Origin of the sequence: Methylosinus sp. sav-2 (genome assembly GCF_004366495.1) — a bacterium.
GTDB lineage: Bacteria > Pseudomonadota > Alphaproteobacteria > Rhizobiales > Beijerinckiaceae > Methylosinus.
In genome coordinates this window covers 15,085-33,995 of record NZ_SOEJ01000024.1, presented here as the reverse complement: position 1 = coordinate 33,995, position 18,911 = coordinate 15,085, and the positions used below count along the sequence as shown (strand labels likewise).

The window sequence follows — 18,911 nt, the reverse complement described above, 5'->3', positions numbered from 1 at the left end:
AATCCAGTCTCGATCATCTTGACGATGTCCCGGCGAGTGAGCGTGATCTTCTCCCGCAGCAGCGCGATCGCGCGGTTCTCGGCCCGCACCTCCTCAGCGAGGTTCTCGATTTCGCTCGAGCGCGCGACGAGCGGCGCGAGATCGAAGCCAAATGCGTCCTCTATGGCTCCCCCCTGCCCTTTTCTGGCGAAGCGCTTCCCGTTCGGGGAATCGCGGCGGATGATCAACCCGGCGTCGACCAGGCAGGCGAGATGCCGCCGCAGCGTCGCCGGCGCCATGCCATGCGCACGGATCGACAGTTCCTTGTTCGACGGGAACACGACGATGCCGCCGCCAGCTGAGCCGGCTTCCGCCGCCTTTGCATTGGTCTCCGGCAGACTGAGCGCGGTCTCCTGATGGAAGCTCAACAACGCGTGCAATACGGATAGCGCGCGCTCGGTGACGCCGAGCGGCTCCTTGGCTTCGGTGAGCGCGCGAAACAGCCGCCATTTGTGGACGACGGTCTCGGATGCGCCCGGCTTTGCGGCGAAATTTTCGGTCGCGGTCTGGCTCGCCACCATGGCGAGCGACAACGGCCGCCGCCCGAAGGGCGTCGTTGGACGTGTCTGCATGTTCCTTTGCCTCATTCAGGCAAAAGAAATCCGCTCACCGAAACGGCGCCAAAATGCTTGACAGCGATTCGCGGAAGTGTGATTCTCTTAGGTGCGAACTTTGAGAAGGGCTTCCGGGACGTTACGTTTCGGGGGCCTTTTTCTTTTGCTGGTCAATCTCCATTATTGCCGATTGTCTTTTCCTGCCGAAACGCCTGATACAGGTCGGCCAGTCGTTCCGACAGATATTCTCCGAACGCTTTTGCGTCAGGGCCCTTCGCTTTTAGCGACACCGTATACCGCTTGCCTTCGGCCTTCATTTCAGCGGCCAACAATCCATCTTCGGACGCCCACTGCAGCTGATGTCCGTTTCTTACGCGGTTCATCGACTTTTTGGATTTGAGCCGAGCCACAATGGCGTTGAATCGCTCATCGCTGGAAAGGCCAGAAAAGCTAGCGTCCTCGATTGCTGTCAGCACGCCATCGATCGAACCGGGCCTTTCGAGAAGCGCCTTGAGTTCATACCAACGATCCCGTCCGACCCCCTTTGCTGGCCCAATCGCTTCCAGGACTCGCTGGGGCAAGCTCGCAACCGAGAGCATTTTGGAGAGCGTGCTTCGGTCGATTGCAAGAGCCGTGAGGATCGTCGAGCTGTCTTCGTCATAACGCAGCTGCGAGAGCTTTGCGGCGAAGAGCGATTTCTCGATGAAGGACAGGTTTGCTCTGGCTGAATTTTCCTGCCCTTGCGCGACGACGTGCTCCCGATCCCCAAGGTCTTTGACTACGGCGCGAACTTTTCGCTCGAGTATCTTTGCTGCCCGCGCGCGTCTATGGCCGAATACGATCATGTAGCGACCGGCCTTAGAAGGATTTGGTCGAACTAGGATCGGAGAATCCTGCCCGCGCTCACGAATAGCCGCCAAAAGCTCATCGAACTCTCGATCATCCTCGGCGAGACGATCACGAACAAACGAAACATCGACGACGTCGGGGTCGAGCTCGACGACCGTCTCGCCTTCCATGAGCTTGTCCGCTCGGGCGGCCAACTCGTCGATCGAGCTCAAAATCGAACGAGATGCGCCTTTCAACGCATAATCGAGGGCAGGGGTCTTTTCGTCCACGCCACCTTGATCCATGAGGTTGGCGAACGGGTTTTTTCGAGCCACGATCCACTCTCCTCACTGATCTAGTTTATTGAAAACAAATCTCGTTTTCGCTGATTTTACGGCCGTCAACATCAGAGCCTCCCCCACGCCTGGTGAATGAGGCCTTGGATTTCAAAATTGACGGCGTCCATGCACTCGATCGCTCGATCGTAGGTGTCTCTGTTAAAATTCGCTCTTTCCACCTCATACAATGTCTGTTTCGTTAGCCCGGCGTCGGAGATCGCTGTCGACTTGAGCATCGGGCTTTTTAGAATCTCCTCGGCCAACATGGATTGCATGAACCCGAGCATTTGAGCTTGAGGGACATCCGTCGGCTCGTAACGCGTGATGAGGTATCGTAACCAGTCCATCTGCACGCGAGCCCCGACCTGCTTGATGGTCCGGGTGATATTGCCGAGCATGAGCAGGAATTGACTCATCGACATCAGGTCCAGCATTTGCGGATGCACGGTGATCAATACGGACGTTGCGGCGGCGAGCGCAGTCAAGGTCAGATATCCGAGCTGGGGAGGGCAGTCGATAATGACCGCGTCATACCGGTCATCCACCTCCTCCAGAGCGTTCCCGAGCCGGACGAAAAACCGCTTGCCTTCCTTCGAGCCCTGCATCGCGAGCGGCGTGGCATATTCATATTCCTGCAGCTCAAGATTGGCAGGAATAATGTCGAGAGAAGGAAAGTTCGTCGCCAAAATCACATCATGGATAGGCCTCTTGTCCTCGTCATAGCGAATGGCGTCGTAGAGTGACGGATTGCGGTCGATTTCTGGCTGGAATCCATGCAATGCGGAAAGAGACGCCTGTGGATCCAGGTCGATGACCAGCGTCCGATGCCCGGTCAAAGCGAGGTGTTGCCCGAGATGGGCGGCCGTCGTTGTCTTGCCGGATCCCCCTTTGAAATTAACCACCGCGATAACCTGAAGCTTCTCTCCGACTTTTCGGTGTGGGACGTATTTCTTGGCGTCCGAGCGACCATTCTTGTCCAAATATTGCCTCAGCTCGAACATTTGCTCCGCAAGATAGAACCTGCGGCCGCCAGCAGCGATCGTAGGCTCCGGCCCCTTCTTCTCGAGGTGAAGCCGCTTCAGATTATTTGGACTTACCCCGAGGTAATGCGCCACCTCGGCCATCGAGAATTGACGAAGAGTCTTCTTGGCGTTGGGAGGAAACTTCTCCAGCCGGAGCTGGTTGAGCTTCCGCGATATCTCGGCGCCCTGCGCGAGTATCTTATCGTCGAATTCGAATGTCGGAAGCATGCGTTATTGCCCAGTGTCGTCAAATAGCGCCAGGAAGACCGTTCCTGCAGATTTAGCGCCATTATGTGCGATTCTCTCAGGCTGGCAAGAACAATAGGATTACCAAAATCCTAACGCCCTCGAGCTCTCGGGCTTTTGCGCTCTTGCTCGCAGAACTCGGCGGCCTGCGCATATCCAACTGAATTAGCGTTGCTTTATTCGATATTTTACGGCCGTCAACGCGTCGACAGACGGATGCCGCCGTAATGACATGTACGGCGGCAAAAAATGCTCGCGCCCGAGAGCTTCGACAGAGCGCCTCCTTCAGCGAACGGCGCGCCGTAGCGCGGGAGGACAAAGACCCCGCCCTCATAGATCAACGTTGCGAGATGGGTCTTCAGATAGTGGCCAAGAGAGGAGGGGAGCGCGCAGCACGTCATTTGCGCAAAGGAACAACATCGCCAAAAAGCCGTTGCCGTCGAGCAACGGATGAATGGTCTCGAACTGGACGTGCAGTAGACAGGCTTTGATCGGCGGCGGAATTGCGATCGGTTTTCGTGAATGAATTGCGCAAGGCGCCGAGAGAGCCGCCGAGTTCGCTCGGGGGCACGAACAGCGCGTCGCCCTTGCGCGCCGCCGATCCAATTCACCGGAGTCTTTCGTCTCACCATGCCAGCTCTGGAGGAGGAGGGCGTAAAGCTCACGAATGAGCAGAAGCGAGAACGAAACCTCTTCCTCTCGGATGTCGTCGATCATCTGAGCAGACTGCGCCTCGGCTGCTCCGTCGAGGCGGCCGAGCGCAAGCTCTTTGGCGCCGAGGCGACCGGGCCGATGGGCGGAGCTGGAATTTTCGCGCCGAGCTTCTAGCGAGAAGCAGATCGAGCTGCCGCGGCGAAGACACCGAGCGGGTTAAGCACTCCAAGCACCAAAGCCACATGTCGAGCCGCGTCGCATGCTGCACGGCGCTCGACAGCGGTCGAAGCCGTGGAAAGCCCCCAATCGCCTCCGCAGACAAAAACTCGCCCCCACACGAGCGTGGAGCGAGCGCATAGCGTCGATTTCTCTGCGCCTGTGGCATAAGCGCAACAATCACGCATCCCGCGCCGCGATACGTGTTTCTCCTAAGAAGATCGGGCTTCCCCAAAGAATCAAGGCGGAAACGCGTCAATTTTCTGAATTTTAGATGACTTTTTCGGTCATGAACCTGAATCAATGGTTCCCTCATGAGTAGATCGACGTCGAAATCTACCTAGGGGATCGTCGATGCGGAACTGGCCAGCGCGCCGCGAAAGACACGCGCGCATCGAAATCATTCCTATGATCGACGTGATGATGTTCCTGCTGGTCTTCTTCGTGCTGATCAGCATCAATGTGCTTCCGGCGCTCGGGCTCAAAGTCACGCCGCCGACCTCTGCACATCCAGACAAGGTCGTCGAGCGCACACGCGTGACGATCGGCATCGATCGCGCCGGCGATACCTATATCGACGGCAAGCCGATCTCGCTCGCCGAACTCCCCGAACGCCTGCGCGGCCTTGCGAGCGAGGACAGGCCACTCGCCGTCGTCATCAGCGGCGACGAGGGCGCGGGACTTCAGAGTCTCGTCTCCGTCCTGGACGCGCTCAAGTCGGCGAAGGTCGCGAGCGCCTCCATCGTCACGAGGCCGCAATAGTGCGGGCCAGACCAGCGATGGACAGGCTCGATGTCGCGAGCAACGCCGCCGGACTCGCCGGCGCGCTGACGCTGCTCGTTTTGTCGCTGACGATGGCGCCTGAGACAAATCGTGTCTCGCCGGCCGACCCCGGCGCGCAGACGATGGAGATCGCGCTCGATCTGCCGGTCGAGGCGGAGGCGTCCGAGCCCCCTTCGCCGGAGCCGCTTCAAGAGACGCCCATTGACGCGCCGCAGCCGCAGACGCTCGAGGAGACGCCGCCGCCGAGCGATGCGCCCGCGCCCGTAGCCGCGCAGCCAAAGCCGCAAAAGCCCGAAAAGCCGAAGCCGAAAGCCGAAGTGCGTCCGCGCAAGGAACGCGAGTCCAAAGCCGATTTTAAAAAAGAAGCGCCCGAAAAGCCTGCCGCCGCTCGGCGGGGCGAAACCGCCGGGGCGGAGCGAACGTCGCGCGCCTCCGGCAATGCCTCCGCCTTCCGCGCCTGTCTCGCCGGCGCGCCCTATCCGACCTCCAAGGACGCGCGGCTGCAAAAGCCCTCGGGCGCCGTCGGCATCGCGGTCTCTGGCGGCTTGGCCTCCGTCACCCACAGCTCCGGCTCCGCCCTCCTCGATTCCGCCGCGCGCTCGCGCGCCGTCGCCTGCGCGTCCGCAGCGGGCGGAGGCTCGCTCAGCGGCGTCGTCGTCTTTCACCCGAGATAGTCGCAACAGAGGTCCACCGATGAAGTTCCGTGTCCTGACTTTCGCTCTGCTCGCCGGCGTCTCGACGCCGACTCTCGTTCTGGCGCAATCGGCCGGCGAGCCGCAAAAGCCCGCGCATGACAGCCGCTCGCAGAGCGGCCTCACCGCGGCGCCGACCGATTTCGGCCGCGTCGACATCTACGGCAACGGCGCCGCGCAGCCGGCGCCGGACGGCGTCAACCGCCAGGATCTGGGCGGCGGCTATATGATCGAGGAAGAAGCGGTGAAGACGCGCTCGACAGTGACGCGCGACGCCATCGCCAAAATGTCGCCGACCGCCAATCCCTATCAGATGATCAATCTCCTGCCGGGCGTCGTCATCACCAGCACCGACAACTCCGGCCTCAATGGCGGCAACATACGTATCCGCGGCTACAACAGCGATCAGCTGGGCCTGACCATCGAGGGCATGCCGGTCAACGACTCCGGCAATTACGCGCTCTATCCGCAGGAATATGTCGACAGCGAGAACATAGAGCAGATCTCGATCGCGCAAGGCTCGCCCGATCTCGACAGCCCGCATATCGGCGCCTCTGGCGGCGTCATCAACATCTATATGCGCGATCCGTCGAAGACGCGCGGCGGCTTCGTCGATTTCTCCTACGGCATGCACAGCACAGCCCGCGAATTCGCCCGCGCCGAGACCGGCCAGATCGGCGACTTCCGCGGCTATGTGTCCTATTCGCATTACACGGAAAATCACTGGTCGGGTCCGGGCTCGAACGAGCGCCAGCATGTCGACTTCAAAGGCGTGTGGGAGCCGAGCCAGGGCAATCGCGTCGGCCTCTCGGTGATCTTCAACGACGCGCTGAACAATTTCTATCAATATCCGACGCTCGGCAGCTACAATACGCTCGGCGCGCGGTCGGTCGGCTACAATAACGCGCTGCCGGCTTCCTATTTCGTGCCGTCGGCAGGCGCCTGGGACCGCTCCGCCAATCAAGCGAACCTCTATTACAAATGGCGCATCAACCCGTTCCGCAATCTGATCGTCAGCGCGCCTTCGACCTTCGCCATCAGCAAGGACGTCACTTACGACGCCATCCCCTATTTCTGGTACGGCTACGGAAGCGGCGGCGGCGTGACCTCGGTGACCGAAAACGCGACGACGTCGGGAAGCTCGTTCTATTACGGCCGCTTCAACATCGGCGCGGCGGATTGGAACAACAATGGCGTCGTCACCAAGAACGACAAGGGGATGTATTACAACCCCTCGATCACCGAGACGCTCCGCCCCGGCCTCATCAACAAATTCACCTTCGATCTCGGCGATCACAAGCTGATGCTCGGCTATTGGTTCGAATACGCGAACCACCGCCAGACCGCGCCTTACGCCTTCCTCAACGCGGACGGCTCGATCGTCGACCCCTTTCTCGACTCCGGCGCGATCACCATTCCAGGCGTCGGCGCGCCTCAGTATCGCGATCTGCTGACCCAGACCGTCACCAATACGGGTTTCGTCAGCGACACTTGGTCGTTGCTCGACGACACGCTGACGATCGAATCGGGCGTGAAGGTCGCGTCCATCCATCGCTCGGTCTATAATTTCCTGCCCGGCGTGACGCCGCTCAACACACAGAGCGATCTCGTCGCTCTGCCGCAGGCCGGCTTTCGCTACAAGTTCTGGGATTACCACCAAATCTTCGGCTCGGTCGGCACCTCCTTCCGCTCGACGCCGAATTTCGCGCTCGCCGACACGGTGAACACCAGCAGCGGCGCGCTGACGCCGGCCAATCGTCTCGCCCCGGAAAAGGCGGTCACCGTCGAGCTCGGCCATCGCTATCAGAGCCCGTTGTTCGCCACGTCGGTGTCTCTCTATGGCTCGCATTACGAGAACCATCAGATCAGCACCTCCGTGTTCCTGCCGAACTCCAGCTCTTCCGTGAGCACGACGATCAACGCCGGCGCGGTCGATCTCTGGGGCGTCGCGGCGGAGATCGGCACGCGGCCGATCTATAATTTCCGGCCCTATCTCTCGGCCAATTACCTGCAGACACGCATTCTCGACAATCTGTCGACATCGGGCACGACGCCGGCCGGCTCGCCCATCTCGTCGATCAACGACTTCCTGCCGACCAAGGGCAAGCATCTGCCGAGTTCCCCCACCTGGACCGGCGCGCTCGGCGTCGACTATGACGACGGCCATATTCTCGGCAATCTGGCCGCCAAGGTGACGAGCCGCCAATATTCGACCTTCATGAACGATGAATCCATCTCGCCCTACGCCCGTATCGACGCCATGGTCGGCTATCGCTTCGACGACATCGCCTTCGGCAAGAAGCCGGAGCTGCGCGTCAACCTCTACAACATCACCAACACGCATGCGCTGACCGGCCCCAATAGCGTGAAGAACAATGCCGTGGCGACACGCGGCATTTATGGCAACGTCGTTTCCGCCAGCGCGCCGACCTATTACGTCGGCCAGGGCTTCTCGGCGACGGCGACCTTTTCGATGGGCTTTTGACCATGCAGATCGATCACGCCTTCTTCCACGAGATCTGCATCGACATTCTCTATGGATGTCTGGTTCTACTCGCCTTCGTGCTGATCGAGCGGCTCGTCTATTACGCGCTGCTGGCGCTGCGCTCCCGCAAGATCAGCGCCGCGATAAAAGCCCACGCGCTCGGAACCTCGACGACGCCGAATCCTTTCGGCGACGACGAGCTCAGCCGCAGCTTCGCCCAATATGTCGCCGCGCAGAACATGCCCGGCTGCACCCGCGCCCGCGTCGAGGATTTGTCCTCGGCGCTGTTCATCCGCGTCGACGCCAAGGTCAGCGCGCGCCTGTGGATGCTCGACACGATCGTCACCGCGGCGCCGCTGCTCGGCCTGCTCGGCACCATTCTCGGCATCATGGACACGTTCAACGCGCTGTCGTCGGGCGGCGTCTCCGATCCTGCCGCGGTGAGCCGCGGCATCGCCGCCGCGCTCGTCGCGACGGCTGTCGGCATCGGCACCGCGCTGGTCGGGCTGATCGCCCATAATCTGCTGCACCGCCAAGCAGATGTCCTCATCGAGGGCTTCAAGAGCGCGCTGCTCGCAGCCACCCGCGACAGCTTCCCGGCAGCCGCAGAATAAGCGCCAGCTCGGCGTTGGAGAGAGATCGGGGCAAAAGGGCCGACCGACCGGAGGAGCGAAGATGCCGATCACCAGACGCGCGCTGCTCGCAGGAGGAACGGCTCTCGCCACCGGCTTTCCGACGATCGCGCGGGCCGCGCCGCGATTGTGGCTGCGCCTGCTGGAAACGTCCGACCTGCACATGTTCGCGCTCGATTGGGACTATTATCGCGAGCAGCGGGAACCGACCGTCGGACTGAACAAAATCGCGAGTCTCCTCGCGCGAGCGCGCGAGGAGACGCCGAACGCTTTGCTATTCGACAATGGAGATCTCATCCAGGGAAGCCCGCTCGGCGACCATGTCGCGCATGAAGGCGGCCTCGCCGCAGGCGCGCGCCACCCCATCTTCCGCGCGATGAACTATCTGCGTTATGATGCGGCGACGCCCGGCAATCACGAATTCAATTTCGGATTGAACTTTCTCGAGCGCGCCTTGACGGGCGCCGCCTTTCCCTATGTCGGCGCCAATATAGAACGCGCCGACGGCTCCGCCTTCCTTCCGCCCTTCCACATTCTGACGCGTCGATTCACCGATGACGGCGGCGCCGCGCATGAGCTGCGCGTCGGCGTCATCGGCTTCGCGCCGCCACAAATCATGATCTGGGACAAGGCCAATCTCGACGGCAGGCTGCGCTGCTGCGACATGGTGGCCGCAGCGCGCCGTCATGTGCCGGTTCTGCGCGCGAATTGCGACATAGTGGTCGCGCTGTGCCATTGCGGAATCGACCCGCACGCCGGCGTGGGCGCGGAGAACGCCGCGCTGCAGATCGCCGCCGTGCCCGGAATCGACGCGATCATGCTGGGGCATTCGCATCGGGTCTTTCCCGGACCAGATTACGCCGGCGTCGAGGGAGCGGACGCCGAGCGCGGCGCGCTCGCCGGCATTCCCGCGGTAATGCCCGGCTTTTGGGGAAGTCATCTCGGCGTGATCGACCTCGCTCTCGCACGCGACGGCGATCGATGGATCATCGATCGGTTTCATTCGCAGGCGCGACCCATCTATCGGCGCGAGACCGGCAAGATCGTCGCGCTCGCTGGCGTCGATCCGCAGATCGAGACGATCGTCGCGCCCGAGCATGAGGCCACGAAGCGCCGGGTCGACGCCCCTGTCGGCGAGATCGCGACTCCGCTCTACTCCTATTTCGCCTGGATCGGCGTCGATCCGGTCGGCGCTCTCGTCAACGCCGCGCAACTCGCTTATGCGCGGCCGCTGCTGGAGGGAACGCCTTTTGCCGAGCTTCCACTGCTCTCTGCCGTCGCGCCGTTTCGCATGGGCTATACGCCGGACGCCTATATCGACCTCGATCCAGGTCCCGTAGCGCTGCGCCATGTCGCCGATATCTACCCTTACCCCAACACGCTGACAGCCGTGCGCGTGACCGGCGCGGAGCTGCGCGAATGGCTGGAATGCGCGGCGCGCGTGTTCCGGCGCATCGATCGCGACAGCGAGGGAGCGCAGCTCCTCGTCGATCGGCGCACGCCCTCTTATAATTTCGACGTGATTGCCGGACTGCGCTATCGCATCGACGTCACGGCGCCCGCGCGCTATGACGCGAATGGCGAGCGTCGCCCCGAGAATGCGCGAATCGTCGATCTGCGTTACGCCGACCGGCCTGTCGATCCAGCGCAGCAGTTCATCGTGGTGACGAATAATTATCGCGCCGACGGCGGTGGCAAATTTCCCGGCCTCGACGGACGCAATATCGTGCTGCGCGCGCCCGACTCCAATCGCGACGCCGTGGAACGTTTTCTTCGCCGCGGCGCCGCTGTTCCCGATGACCGTCCCTGGTCATTCGCGCCGATCGGACGCCGCGTGACCATCGCTTTCGATTCGGCGCGAGCGGCGACTCGCCGTCTCGCCGAAGCGCCCGGCCTGCGCGCGACGCGTGAAGAAGGCGGCTATCTGCGCTACGAATACGACCTCGCCTGACAACGCGACAGCCGCTGCTTTCGCTCCGGCTGCGCCTCGGCGAACGAATAGGCCGGAGGTCGCGGTCCGCAACCGCCGAAAGCGCGCCGGCTGGCGGACATGCTTCGAGGCCGGCTCACTTGCGAATTCTCGTCGCATCATTGCCAGTGACCACCAAAGGCGCGCTCCGCATCATATCGAGGCGCGAACGGAACTCCTCGGCGACGCCTTGCGCGTCGAGCGAGTCACGAATAATGCGGGGCTTGATGAAAATGATGATTTCAGAGCGATCCTTGTTCCGGGTCGTGCTGCCGAACAGATCGCCGAGATAGGTGAGATGCCGAAGGCCAGGAATGCCGTCCTTGATGTTATTCTCCTGTTCGCTGATCAGGCCGCCGAGCAGAACTGTCTGCCCGCTCCGGACCGAGACGGTCGAATGCACGCGCCGCTGCGAGATCGTCGGGGTTAGGCTCGAGCTCACTGGATTGGAGATTTCTTGCTCGACCTCGAGCTGGACAACGCCATTGCCGTGCACATGCGGCCACACTTTTAGAATGACGCCGGTGTCACGCATTTGAATCGAGTTGACGATGGTGTTGGAAGTCGACAGCACCGTCGCCGATCCGGTCGAAATCGGGACTTGCTGGCCCACTTGCAGAAGCGCCGGTTGATTGTCCGATACGACGAGCGAGGGGGAGGACAGCACTTTGACGCTGGTCAGCGTCGTCAAGGCGTTCAGCACCACATGAGGCTGCGTCTCTGGTCCCAGCAGCAAATTGAAGCCCGGCAGCACGCGTTGAAGGACGAGGTTCGATACGACATCCGTCGTGGAGGAGGTGGTGGAGGACGAGGAGGTCGCGGCGGCGGTCGTCGCGTTCGTCAACGATCCATTGGCTCTCGAAGAGTTTCCGAGATAATATTGCACGCCATATTGCAGATCGTCGTTCAGCGTCACTTCCGCGACCGTCGCCTCGATCGAAACCTGCATCTGCGGCTTGTCGAGCGCGCGCAGCGACCGCTCGACGACGAGATAGTCGTCTTGGCTCGAGTAGACGACAATGGAATTGTTGGCGTTGTCGGCCGTGATGCGCATGTTTTGGAATACGCCCTTCGGCAGCGAGCCGGAGACGCCGACGCCATTGCTTTTCTCTTCATTGTCGGCGTTCTTCTGCTCGGCGAAATTGCTGAAGGCCGCCGAGATCTGATTGCCTCCGCCGGAGCCGGCGGCGGACTGTTGTCCGTTCGCGCTGTTCTGTGAGCCAGTCGCCGAAGCGCTTCCGTTTCCCGAGAAGCTGCTGCCGGTCGAAAGCTGGTCGAGCTTGGTTTGGGCGGCGCTGATTCCAGGCGCGAGCTGGCTTGCGGCAGAATCCGCCGCCTGGCCCGCGCCCTTGCCGACGAATATCTCGTTCAAGATTTTTGCGATGCGCGTCGCATTGCCGTTGACGAGCTGATAGACGCGCACCGTCGATCCGCTCACATCCGATCGATCGAGCCTCCGCAGCCATAGGGTCGCGCGTTCGAGAAGCTGGCGATTGCGGGTCACGATGAGAACGGCGTTCATCCGGGGCATGGGCTGAAAGGCGATCGTTCCGGCGCCCTGGCCGTTTTCGCCCGTGTCGAATATTCGCTCGAGCTCACGGATGATGTTGTCGGGAGAGGTAGATTTCAGCGGATATATGCCGACCGAACGATTGCGCAGCCATTCGACGTCGAAGCCGGAGACCATGTCGACGACGGCTTGGCGTTCACTCGAAGTTCCATGAACGAGAAGAAGATTGCGCGCAGCATCGGCGCGGATGGCGCCGGCGCGCGCGATAAAATTCTCCGCCGTTTTGGCGAGCGCGACGGCCGAGGTGTTGTGCAGCGGGATGATTGTGACGCCATAGCCCGGCTGCACGGGACCGATCGCGGTCGGCCCGGCGCCATTCGCTTCCGAAAGCGGAATGATGCGAATGATCCGGCCCTCGCGGAGAAGCGCGGCGTTGGACATGCGGATCGCATTTTCGAATGTGGGCAGAACGTCTTTTTTCGGGATGGGGCCTGCCGAGACAATGGTGATCGCGCCATGGACGCGCGAATCGATGGCGAAGTCGAGGCCGAGCGCGTCGCCGAGCAGCGCTTTGGCGACCGTTTGAATTTCCGCCTGCTCGAAATTCATTTCTATTTCATCGCCGCGCGACGTCACGCCGGGCTCCGTCGGCGCCTCGCCCGATGAGCGCTTTGGCGAAGCGTCCGCCGCGCCAGGATAGAGAGCAGGTCCGGCGGCGCTCTTGTCGAGACGCGAGCCGCCAGAGCTCGTCGTCGGAAAATAGGCGGAGAAGTCCTTCATGCGGGCGACATCGACGCTGTCGCCGGGACCGATCCCCATCAATTGCTCGGTAGAAGAGCAGGCCTGCAACAAGACCGCGATCAGGAACAGAAGCTTCCTGGGATGCGCCGTCCGAAACCGAAAAACTCGCGTCACTCTATGCACTCCGACACCGCCAACTATAGAGCTTTCATATATTGCGCAGGACTCGACAAGCCTTGTCGTGCAAGATTCGCGCCGCTAATTCGCTTGCGCCACGGCTTCGCTATGTATAAATACCATATGACGGTTGCGCAAGAATCTTGCATTGGCTGGCGACGTGAATTCGATGTCCCGCGAAGCGTTCTTGAAATATCTCGCTCATGAGGGTGGGCTTCGCGAGGCTGACGGGTTCGAGCCCGTCCGGCGCGCCAATGGGAGCGAGGCGTCCGCCGAATTCGATTGGGCGAGCGCGACAAAGCTATCGGCGTCGGCCTTCGCCGACGAGCTCGCAAAGTTCTACTCCTGCGAGCGCGTCACGCGCGGCGGGCTCACTGGCGTGACCTTCGGCGGCGGGCATTTGTCGACGCGCTTTCTCAAGGAAGGACGCCTCTTTCCCTTCATGCGTGACGACGAGCTGGTTCTCGTCATCGCCGCGCCTCTCGAGGACGAGATGCGCTCGGCCGTAGAGACCGCCCTCGGACGGAGCGCACGCATCGCCGTCGCGACGCCGGAGGAGATAGAGGCTGCGCTCGGCTCCGTGCAGGAGCGGACGACGACCGAGAGCGCGGAGACAACCAGCGCCGAAGCCGCGTCCGACGATCTCGACGATCTTCGCGACCTCGCACGCGGCGCGCCCGTGGTGCGCGCGCTCGACGATCTGCTGCGCCTCGCGGTCGAGCAGCGCGCCACAGATCTGCATATCGAGCCCTTCGCCGGAGCGTTGCAGGTCCGCATGCGCGTCGATGGGCTGTTGAAGCCCGCGCCGCCGCCGCCGACGAGCATGGCCAAGGGCCTGCTGTCGCGCCTCAAAATCATGGCGGGCCTGAACATCACCGAGCGGCGCCTGCCGCAGGACGGACGCGCGCGTATCGTGGTCGGCGGCGCGGAGATCGATCTGCGCGTCGCGACCTCGCCCACTCTCTATGGCGAGGGCGCGGTCGTGCGTCTCCTGCGCAAAGGCGCCGGCGTCGTCGAGCTGAGCGAGCTCGGCCTGTCGCAGCGCGACGGCGCAATATTGCGTCGAACATTGCAGGCGCCTTTCGGCATGATCATCGTCACCGGGCCGACCGGCTCCGGCAAGACGACGACGCTCGCCGCATCGCTTTCCGAGATCAACGAGCCGACACGCAAAATTCTCACCGTCGAGGACCCGGTCGAATACCAAATCCCGGGCGTCAATCAGATGCAGATCCATCCGGGAATAGGCCTGACCTTTGCCACTGCATTGCGCTCCTTTCTGCGCCAGGACCCGGATGTGATCATGGTCGGCGAGATGCGCGACGGCGAAACGGCCCATATCGGCGTTCACGCGGCGCTCACCGGCCATTTGGTGCTGACGACCTTGCACACGAATACGGCGGCGGGCGCAATCACGCGCCTCATCGATATGGGAGTCGAGAGCTTTCTGCTGGCCTCTTGCGTGCGCGCCGTCGTCGGCCAGCGCCTCGTGCGCATCCTCTGCCCGGATTGCAAGGAGCCGCACGAGCTCACCGAGGCCGTCCTGGAAGCCGACGCGCGCTATTCGGCGCTCGGCTTCCGCGCCGGCGAGATTCTGCATCGTCCGAAAGGATGCGAATGGTGCAATTTCACAGGCTTTCGCGGCCGCAAGGGCGTCTTCGAGGTCATCGAGGCTTCGGCCGCGCTGCGGGCCGCCATCGGGCCGAAAGTCGATGGTCATGAATTGGAGAATGTCGCGAAAGGCGAGGGGATGACGTCTATGACGCAGGACGGCGTCGCCAAATGCCGCGCCGGCCTGACGACGATCGACGAGATTTTCCGCGTCACCACGAGTCTCTAGAATGCCGCAATTTCGCTATCGCGCAGTGACGCAAACCGGAGAAATGGTGGCCGGCGAGGTCGAAGCGGCGACACGCGAAGAAGTGCTGCGACGCATCGAATATCTCGGTCATCTGCCCATAGAGGCGGAGGTTGCGTCTCGAAAGACGCTCGGCGCCGCCTCCACTGGAGGCGTGCGTGCGCCGGCGCGCGACGTCACGATCTTTCTACGGCAATTGGCGCTGCTCGTCGGCGCAGGGCTCACGCTGGACGCCGCCCTGCAGACGCTGGCGGAAGATGCGAGCAAGCCCATTCAGCGCTTCGCGACCGGGCTACGCTCGATGATCTCCTCGGGCGAGAGTTTCGCGGAGGCGTTGGAGCGACATCCGCATATCATCGATCCCGCCTATGTCGCCATGGCGCGGGCAGGGGAAGCCTCCGGCAAGCTGCAAGCGGTGCTCGCCGCGATCGTCGAGGATCGCGTGCGGCGCGAGCTGCTCTCCGAGCGCGTCGGCTCGGCCATTCGCTATCCTCTGTTTCTCATCGGCGCGGCGCTGCTCGTGCTGTTTTTCTTTCTGCTCTATGTCGTGCCGCAGTTCGAGCCCGTGTTTCACGATCTCGGCAATCGGTTGAATGGAGGCGTCGCCTTCGTGCTCGCGGCCTCCGCCTGGCTGCACGCCAATCTCTATTCTTTTCTCGCCGCATGCGCGGCGCTCGCGCTGGGGCTGCTCTACGCCTTCTCGCGGCCGGGCGCGCGCGCCGCGGCGATCTCCGCGGTCGGGCGCGTTCCGGGCGTCGCCGGCCCTATGCAGGATTGGCGCACGACGCGTGTCATCGGAGCGCTCGGCCTTCTCCTCGGCAATGGCGTGTCCTTGCCGACTACATTGAAAATTTTACGTGATGTCGTGGTGGAGCCACAATCGGTCGCGGCGATCGACAGGATACACGAGCAGGTTCGCAGCGGCCGCCGCTTCGCCGACGCGCTCGCCGAAACGCGGCTGCTTCCGCCGCTCGCCGTCCGCATGCTGCGGATCGGCGAGGAGACCGGCGATCTGCCCGCGATCGCAGCCCATGCGACGCAATTCTACGAGCATCGGCTCGGCGCCGGGCTCGATCGGCTCATGGGCGCGATCGGCCCAGCGGCCATCGTCGTCGTCAGCGTTCTCGTCGGCGCTCTCGTCACTTCGATCATGAGCGCTCTTCTCAGCATAACGGATCTCGCCCAATGACCCTCGCTTGCACGCCGCATCGCGGTCTCAGTCGCGTCCCGAAGGGCGGGCGCGGCGGCTACACGCTCGTCGAAATGCTGGTGGTTCTCACCATCATCAGCCTCATCCTCGGCCTCGTCGGTCCGCGCGTGCTCAATTATCTCGGCGAATCCCGCGTGAAGACGGCGCATTTGCAGATCGAGAGCTTCGCTTCGGCGCTCGATCTCTTCTACATCGACGTCGGGCGCTATCCCTCCTCTTCCGAGGGGCTCGCCGCGCTCGTGCAGCGGCCGAGCGGCGTGGATATTTGGAACGGTCCCTATGTGAAAGGCGGGCGCCTACCCAATGATCCCTGGGGCAAGCCCTATATGTATCGCTTCCCCGTCGATCAGGTTCCGCCTTACGAAATCGTCTCGCTCGGCTCGGACGGGCAGGAGGGTGGCGTCGGCGTCGCGGCGGATATCTCCAATGTCGAACGTTGAGCGGCGCGCAGGCTTCACGCTCGTCGAGATGATGGCGGTGATGATGATCGTCGCGCTGATCTCCGCTCTCGTCGTCACATGGACCTTCGGTTCGGGCCGACCGACGCTGAAAGCGGTCGCGCTCGAGGCTGCGGCGCTCCTGCGGCGAGAACGGCTCGGCGCCATGTTGAGCGGCCATCCCCGTCACGTCGCGCTCGATGTCTCGACGCGGGCGCTGATCGGCGAGAGCGGCGGAAAGGTCGCCGTGCCCCGAGATGTCTCGCTCGATCTTCTCGCCGCAGAAGCGCCGAACGGCAATTTGCAGGGAGTCGCGCGGTTCGAGCCGGACGGCGCCTCGACGGGCGCCGTCCTCGCCTTCGCCAAGGAGCGCGCGCGCTATGACGTGCGGGTCGATTGGTTCAGCGGAAGAGTGTCCGTCGATGCGCCGTGACCGAGCCCGCCGCCGCGCCGGCTTCACCCTCATCGAGGCGCTGGTCGCGCTCGCCCTGCTGACCGCCTTCGCCGCGGCGCTCGGCCCGCAGCTGTTTCACGCGCGTGGCGCGCTCGCCAAGGGCAAGGGGCGAGTCGTGGCGGAGCAGCTGCTGCGCTCGCTCATCGAGGCTCCGTTGGACCGCGCCGGCCCTCTCGAGACGCGGGAAGGGGAGCGTGGCGGCTTTCGTTGGCGCGTCGCCGTCGAGCCGATCTTTCTCGAGACGCCGAGCTTCCGGGAGTCGACGCCGGTAAAAGAGGGCGCCGATGAACGCAAATGGTCGGCCTATCGCGTGGAGGCGCGGGTCGCTTGGGGCTCCAGTGGTCAATCCATCGCGGCGGAGACGATCCGCCTCGCGCTCGCCCCTTAACGGGAGGAAAACATTGCGAAGCAGGGCAGGGACCGGACGCCGCGCTGGCTTCACTCTCGTCGAGACGCTCGCCGCCCTCGCTGTGGCTTCGTCGATCATCGTCGGGGCGGCGGCGCTCACCCATCATGTCGCCGCTCATTTCGACCATGGGGCGCGCGGCGTGAACGAAGCCGAGCGTTTCGCCCTCGCTATGGAGCGTCTGTCGCGCGACTTCGGCGCGGCGAGCCATGTCGCGCTGAAGCCCTCCGGCGCCATAGCGCCGGCGCCGGCCAGCGCGCCCGGCAAAAAGCCGGAGGAGCAGCCTGCTCGGGTGGCTTTCGACGGGGATGGCCAAAGCGTCGTCTTCGTGACGGCGAGCGCCATCGGCGCGCAAGCGGCGCTGGAGGAGATCGTCACGCTCTCCATCGAGCGCGCCGGCGAGAGCGCGCGTCTCATCCGTCGGCGCAGGCCATGGCTCGGCTCACGCGCCGGGCTCGATGGAGGGCAGCCTCGAGACGAGGTAGTGCTGCTCGAGGGGCGCTTCGACATCTCCTTCGCCTATGCGCGCGTCGAGAAGGGCGTTGCGAGCTGGAGGGACATTTGGCGCGGCGAGAGCGAGCTGCCACGCCTCTTTCGCCTCGATCTGCGCGACCCGGAGACCGGCGAGCGCCTCTCTCCGGGAGCGGAATTTCTGCTGCGCGCCGACGCGCCGGCCGGCTGCGCGAGCGCCAAAGCGCAATGCCTTCCGGCGGCAAAGAAAGCGCCGCAGTCGCCGGCGCCGCGGCGGGCGCCGACATGAGGCCCCTTCGGAGCCTCCGCTCGCGTCGGGGCGTCGTCCTCGTCGCCGTCTTGTGGACGATCGCTCTGCTCTCGGCGCTGGCCATGGCGGCCTCGGCGAGCCTGCGCAGCTTTGCGGGACTGCTGGCGATCGATCGCGACCGCGTCCAGGCGGAGGCGCTGATCGCCGCCGGCATAGAGGCGGGCGCCGATCTGCTGATCAAATATCGCGGACGGCCGCTGCTTCCGATCGAGACGCGTTTTTCCCTGCGGAACGGCGAGGGACGCGTGCGGATCAGCGACGAGCTCGGCCGTATCGACATCAACAAGGCGCCGGTCGAGACGCTCGCTTCTCTGCTCGCCGGCCTCGGGGCGCCGGACGCAGAGGCCGCGGCGCTGGCGATTTCGCGCCAGCGTGAGTCGGCCGAAGCGACCGCTCCAAAGGTGGCGCAAAAGCCCGAATCGTCCGAAAGACGTCATCTCGACCAGAGCTTCACCAATGTCGACCAATTGGCGCAGATTCCCGGCATTCCGGCCGAATATGCGCGTCTCGTCGCGCCTTATGTCACCGTCTTCGGCGAGGAGACGGTGAACGCCGCGACCGCGCCGGCGGAGACGCTCCGGCTTCTGCCGCAAATGACGCAGTCGCGCGTAGAACGCCTGCTGGAAGCGCGCGCGGAGCGGTCGCTCGAGGCGGCAGATTACGAGCGAATTCTCGGTCCCGCTGCGCGTTACGCGAAACCAGCCGACCACAGCGTCGCGAGGCTCGAGATCGCGGCCGCGCTCGCCGACGGCTTCGCCTCCGAAGCCGAGGCGATCATCGTCACGCTGCCGAAGGACAGCGAGCCGTATCGAGTGCTCGCCTTTCGCCAATCGCCCCGGGCTTCGGCCTATGCCGGCGGCTTTTCGGAGGCGCGCTGAA

At 63.2% G+C, this 18,911-nt stretch carries 17 protein-coding genes; 13 read left to right on the top strand and 4 right to left on the bottom strand.

Translation table 11 applies throughout. From position 1 onward, the window contains the following. The 3 genes from repC to repA all read right to left on the bottom strand — a co-directional run. Positions 1-611 (bottom strand): plasmid replication protein RepC (repC, locus tag EDE12_RS20785; RefSeq protein WP_281024642.1); only part of this gene is annotated, 611 nt, incomplete at its 3' end. 152 nt (positions 612-763) lie between these two features. Beyond that, a complete protein-coding gene (gene repB / locus EDE12_RS20780) occupies positions 764-1,756 on the bottom strand; it encodes a plasmid partitioning protein RepB (RefSeq protein WP_026598297.1) in 993 nt (330 codons plus the stop codon). A gap of 71 nt (positions 1,757-1,827) precedes the next feature. Next, positions 1,828-3,009, bottom strand: coding sequence for a plasmid partitioning protein RepA (gene repA / locus EDE12_RS20775; protein WP_024881650.1), 1,182 nt, complete (start codon positions 3,007-3,009; stop codon positions 1,828-1,830). A gap of 648 nt (positions 3,010-3,657) precedes the next feature. Between repA and EDE12_RS22020 the strand changes: the two genes are divergently transcribed. From EDE12_RS22020 to EDE12_RS20750, 6 genes are all read left to right on the top strand, one after another. After that, positions 3,658-3,855: a hypothetical protein gene (locus EDE12_RS22020; RefSeq protein WP_024881651.1), complete on the top strand. Its 198-nt coding sequence runs from the start codon at positions 3,658-3,660 to the stop codon at positions 3,853-3,855. 396 nt (positions 3,856-4,251) lie between these two features. Next, on the top strand, positions 4,252-4,659 hold the full coding sequence (locus EDE12_RS20765) for a biopolymer transporter ExbD (protein ID WP_024881652.1): 408 nt from the start codon (positions 4,252-4,254) through the stop codon (positions 4,657-4,659). Then, the gene (locus EDE12_RS22015) at positions 4,659-5,354 is read left to right on the top strand and encodes a hypothetical protein (protein ID WP_166671914.1); all 696 of its coding nucleotides are present in this window, start codon (positions 4,659-4,661) and stop codon (positions 5,352-5,354) included. The genes EDE12_RS20765 and EDE12_RS22015 overlap by 1 nt, the downstream gene beginning before the upstream one ends. A gap of 19 nt (positions 5,355-5,373) precedes the next feature. After that, a complete protein-coding gene (locus EDE12_RS20760) occupies positions 5,374-7,857 on the top strand; it encodes a TonB-dependent receptor (RefSeq protein WP_051592403.1) in 2,484 nt (827 codons plus the stop codon). A 2-nt stretch (positions 7,858-7,859) separates the two neighbouring features. Beyond that, complete coding sequence (locus EDE12_RS20755) at positions 7,860-8,471, top strand: MotA/TolQ/ExbB proton channel family protein (RefSeq protein WP_026598295.1); 612 nt, start codon at positions 7,860-7,862, stop codon at positions 8,469-8,471. A gap of 61 nt (positions 8,472-8,532) precedes the next feature. Continuing rightward, positions 8,533-10,440 (top strand): bifunctional 2',3'-cyclic-nucleotide 2'-phosphodiesterase/3'-nucleotidase, encoded by a 1,908-nt coding sequence (locus EDE12_RS20750; protein ID WP_026598294.1) that lies wholly within the window; start codon positions 8,533-8,535, stop codon positions 10,438-10,440. A gap of 115 nt (positions 10,441-10,555) precedes the next feature. Here the strand turns inward: EDE12_RS20750 and gspD are convergent, their stop codons facing one another. Next, positions 10,556-12,883 carry a type II secretion system secretin GspD gene (gspD, locus tag EDE12_RS20745; RefSeq protein ID WP_245275733.1) on the bottom strand — a complete coding sequence of 776 codons (2,328 nt, stop codon included), beginning with the start codon at positions 12,881-12,883 and terminating at the stop codon, positions 10,556-10,558. Positions 12,884-13,055: 172 nt separating this feature from the next. Between gspD and EDE12_RS20740 the strand changes: the two genes are divergently transcribed. From EDE12_RS20740 to EDE12_RS20710, 7 genes are read left to right on the top strand one after another with little or no spacing between them, the layout of a single operon-like run. Beyond that, on the top strand, positions 13,056-14,726 hold the full coding sequence (locus tag EDE12_RS20740) for a GspE/PulE family protein (protein ID WP_036290719.1): 1,671 nt from the start codon (positions 13,056-13,058) through the stop codon (positions 14,724-14,726). Between the two features lies 1 nt (position 14,727). Then, on the top strand, positions 14,728-15,933 hold the full coding sequence (locus EDE12_RS20735) for a type II secretion system F family protein (RefSeq protein WP_024881659.1): 1,206 nt from the start codon (positions 14,728-14,730) through the stop codon (positions 15,931-15,933). Continuing rightward, positions 15,930-16,394 carry a type II secretion system major pseudopilin GspG gene (gspG, locus tag EDE12_RS20730; RefSeq protein ID WP_024881660.1) on the top strand — a complete coding sequence of 155 codons (465 nt, stop codon included), beginning with the start codon at positions 15,930-15,932 and terminating at the stop codon, positions 16,392-16,394. The genes EDE12_RS20735 and gspG overlap by 4 nt, the downstream gene beginning before the upstream one ends. Beyond that, positions 16,381-16,824 carry a type II secretion system protein gene (locus EDE12_RS20725; protein ID WP_024881661.1) on the top strand — a complete coding sequence of 148 codons (444 nt, stop codon included), beginning with the start codon at positions 16,381-16,383 and terminating at the stop codon, positions 16,822-16,824. The genes gspG and EDE12_RS20725 overlap by 14 nt, the downstream gene beginning before the upstream one ends. Further along, positions 16,814-17,233 (top strand): prepilin-type N-terminal cleavage/methylation domain-containing protein, encoded by a 420-nt coding sequence (locus EDE12_RS20720; RefSeq protein ID WP_024881662.1) that lies wholly within the window; start codon positions 16,814-16,816, stop codon positions 17,231-17,233. Before EDE12_RS20725 ends, EDE12_RS20720 begins: the two co-directional genes overlap by 11 nt. 13 nt (positions 17,234-17,246) lie before the next feature. Next, on the top strand, positions 17,247-18,011 hold the full coding sequence (locus tag EDE12_RS20715; RefSeq protein WP_024881663.1) for a prepilin-type N-terminal cleavage/methylation domain-containing protein: 765 nt from the start codon (positions 17,247-17,249) through the stop codon (positions 18,009-18,011). Further along, positions 18,008-18,910, top strand: coding sequence for a type II secretion system protein GspK (locus tag EDE12_RS20710; protein WP_166671913.1), 903 nt, complete (start codon positions 18,008-18,010; stop codon positions 18,908-18,910). Before EDE12_RS20715 ends, EDE12_RS20710 begins: the two co-directional genes overlap by 4 nt. Position 18,911 lies beyond the last annotated feature (1 nt).

Excerpts from the sequence above, each read along its gene's own strand:
- repA (WP_024881650.1), bottom strand. The coding sequence starts at position 3,009 with ATGCTTCCGACATTCGAATTCGACGATAAGATACTCGCGCAGGGCGCC.
- EDE12_RS22020 (WP_024881651.1), top strand. The coding sequence starts at position 3,658 with ATGCCAGCTCTGGAGGAGGAGGGCGTAAAGCTCACGAATGAGCAGAAG.
- EDE12_RS20765 (WP_024881652.1), top strand. The coding sequence starts at position 4,252 with ATGCGGAACTGGCCAGCGCGCCGCGAAAGACACGCGCGCATCGAAATC.
- EDE12_RS20760 (WP_051592403.1), top strand. The coding sequence starts at position 5,374 with ATGAAGTTCCGTGTCCTGACTTTCGCTCTGCTCGCCGGCGTCTCGACG.
- EDE12_RS20755 (WP_026598295.1), top strand. The coding sequence starts at position 7,860 with ATGCAGATCGATCACGCCTTCTTCCACGAGATCTGCATCGACATTCTC.
- EDE12_RS20750 (WP_026598294.1), top strand. The coding sequence starts at position 8,533 with ATGCCGATCACCAGACGCGCGCTGCTCGCAGGAGGAACGGCTCTCGCC.
- EDE12_RS20740 (WP_036290719.1), top strand. The coding sequence starts at position 13,056 with ATGTCCCGCGAAGCGTTCTTGAAATATCTCGCTCATGAGGGTGGGCTT.
- EDE12_RS20735 (WP_024881659.1), top strand. The coding sequence starts at position 14,728 with ATGCCGCAATTTCGCTATCGCGCAGTGACGCAAACCGGAGAAATGGTG.
- gspG (WP_024881660.1), top strand. The coding sequence starts at position 15,930 with ATGACCCTCGCTTGCACGCCGCATCGCGGTCTCAGTCGCGTCCCGAAG.
- EDE12_RS20725 (WP_024881661.1), top strand. The coding sequence starts at position 16,381 with ATGTCGAACGTTGAGCGGCGCGCAGGCTTCACGCTCGTCGAGATGATG.
- EDE12_RS20720 (WP_024881662.1), top strand. The coding sequence starts at position 16,814 with ATGCGCCGTGACCGAGCCCGCCGCCGCGCCGGCTTCACCCTCATCGAG.
- EDE12_RS20710 (WP_166671913.1), top strand. The coding sequence starts at position 18,008 with ATGAGGCCCCTTCGGAGCCTCCGCTCGCGTCGGGGCGTCGTCCTCGTC.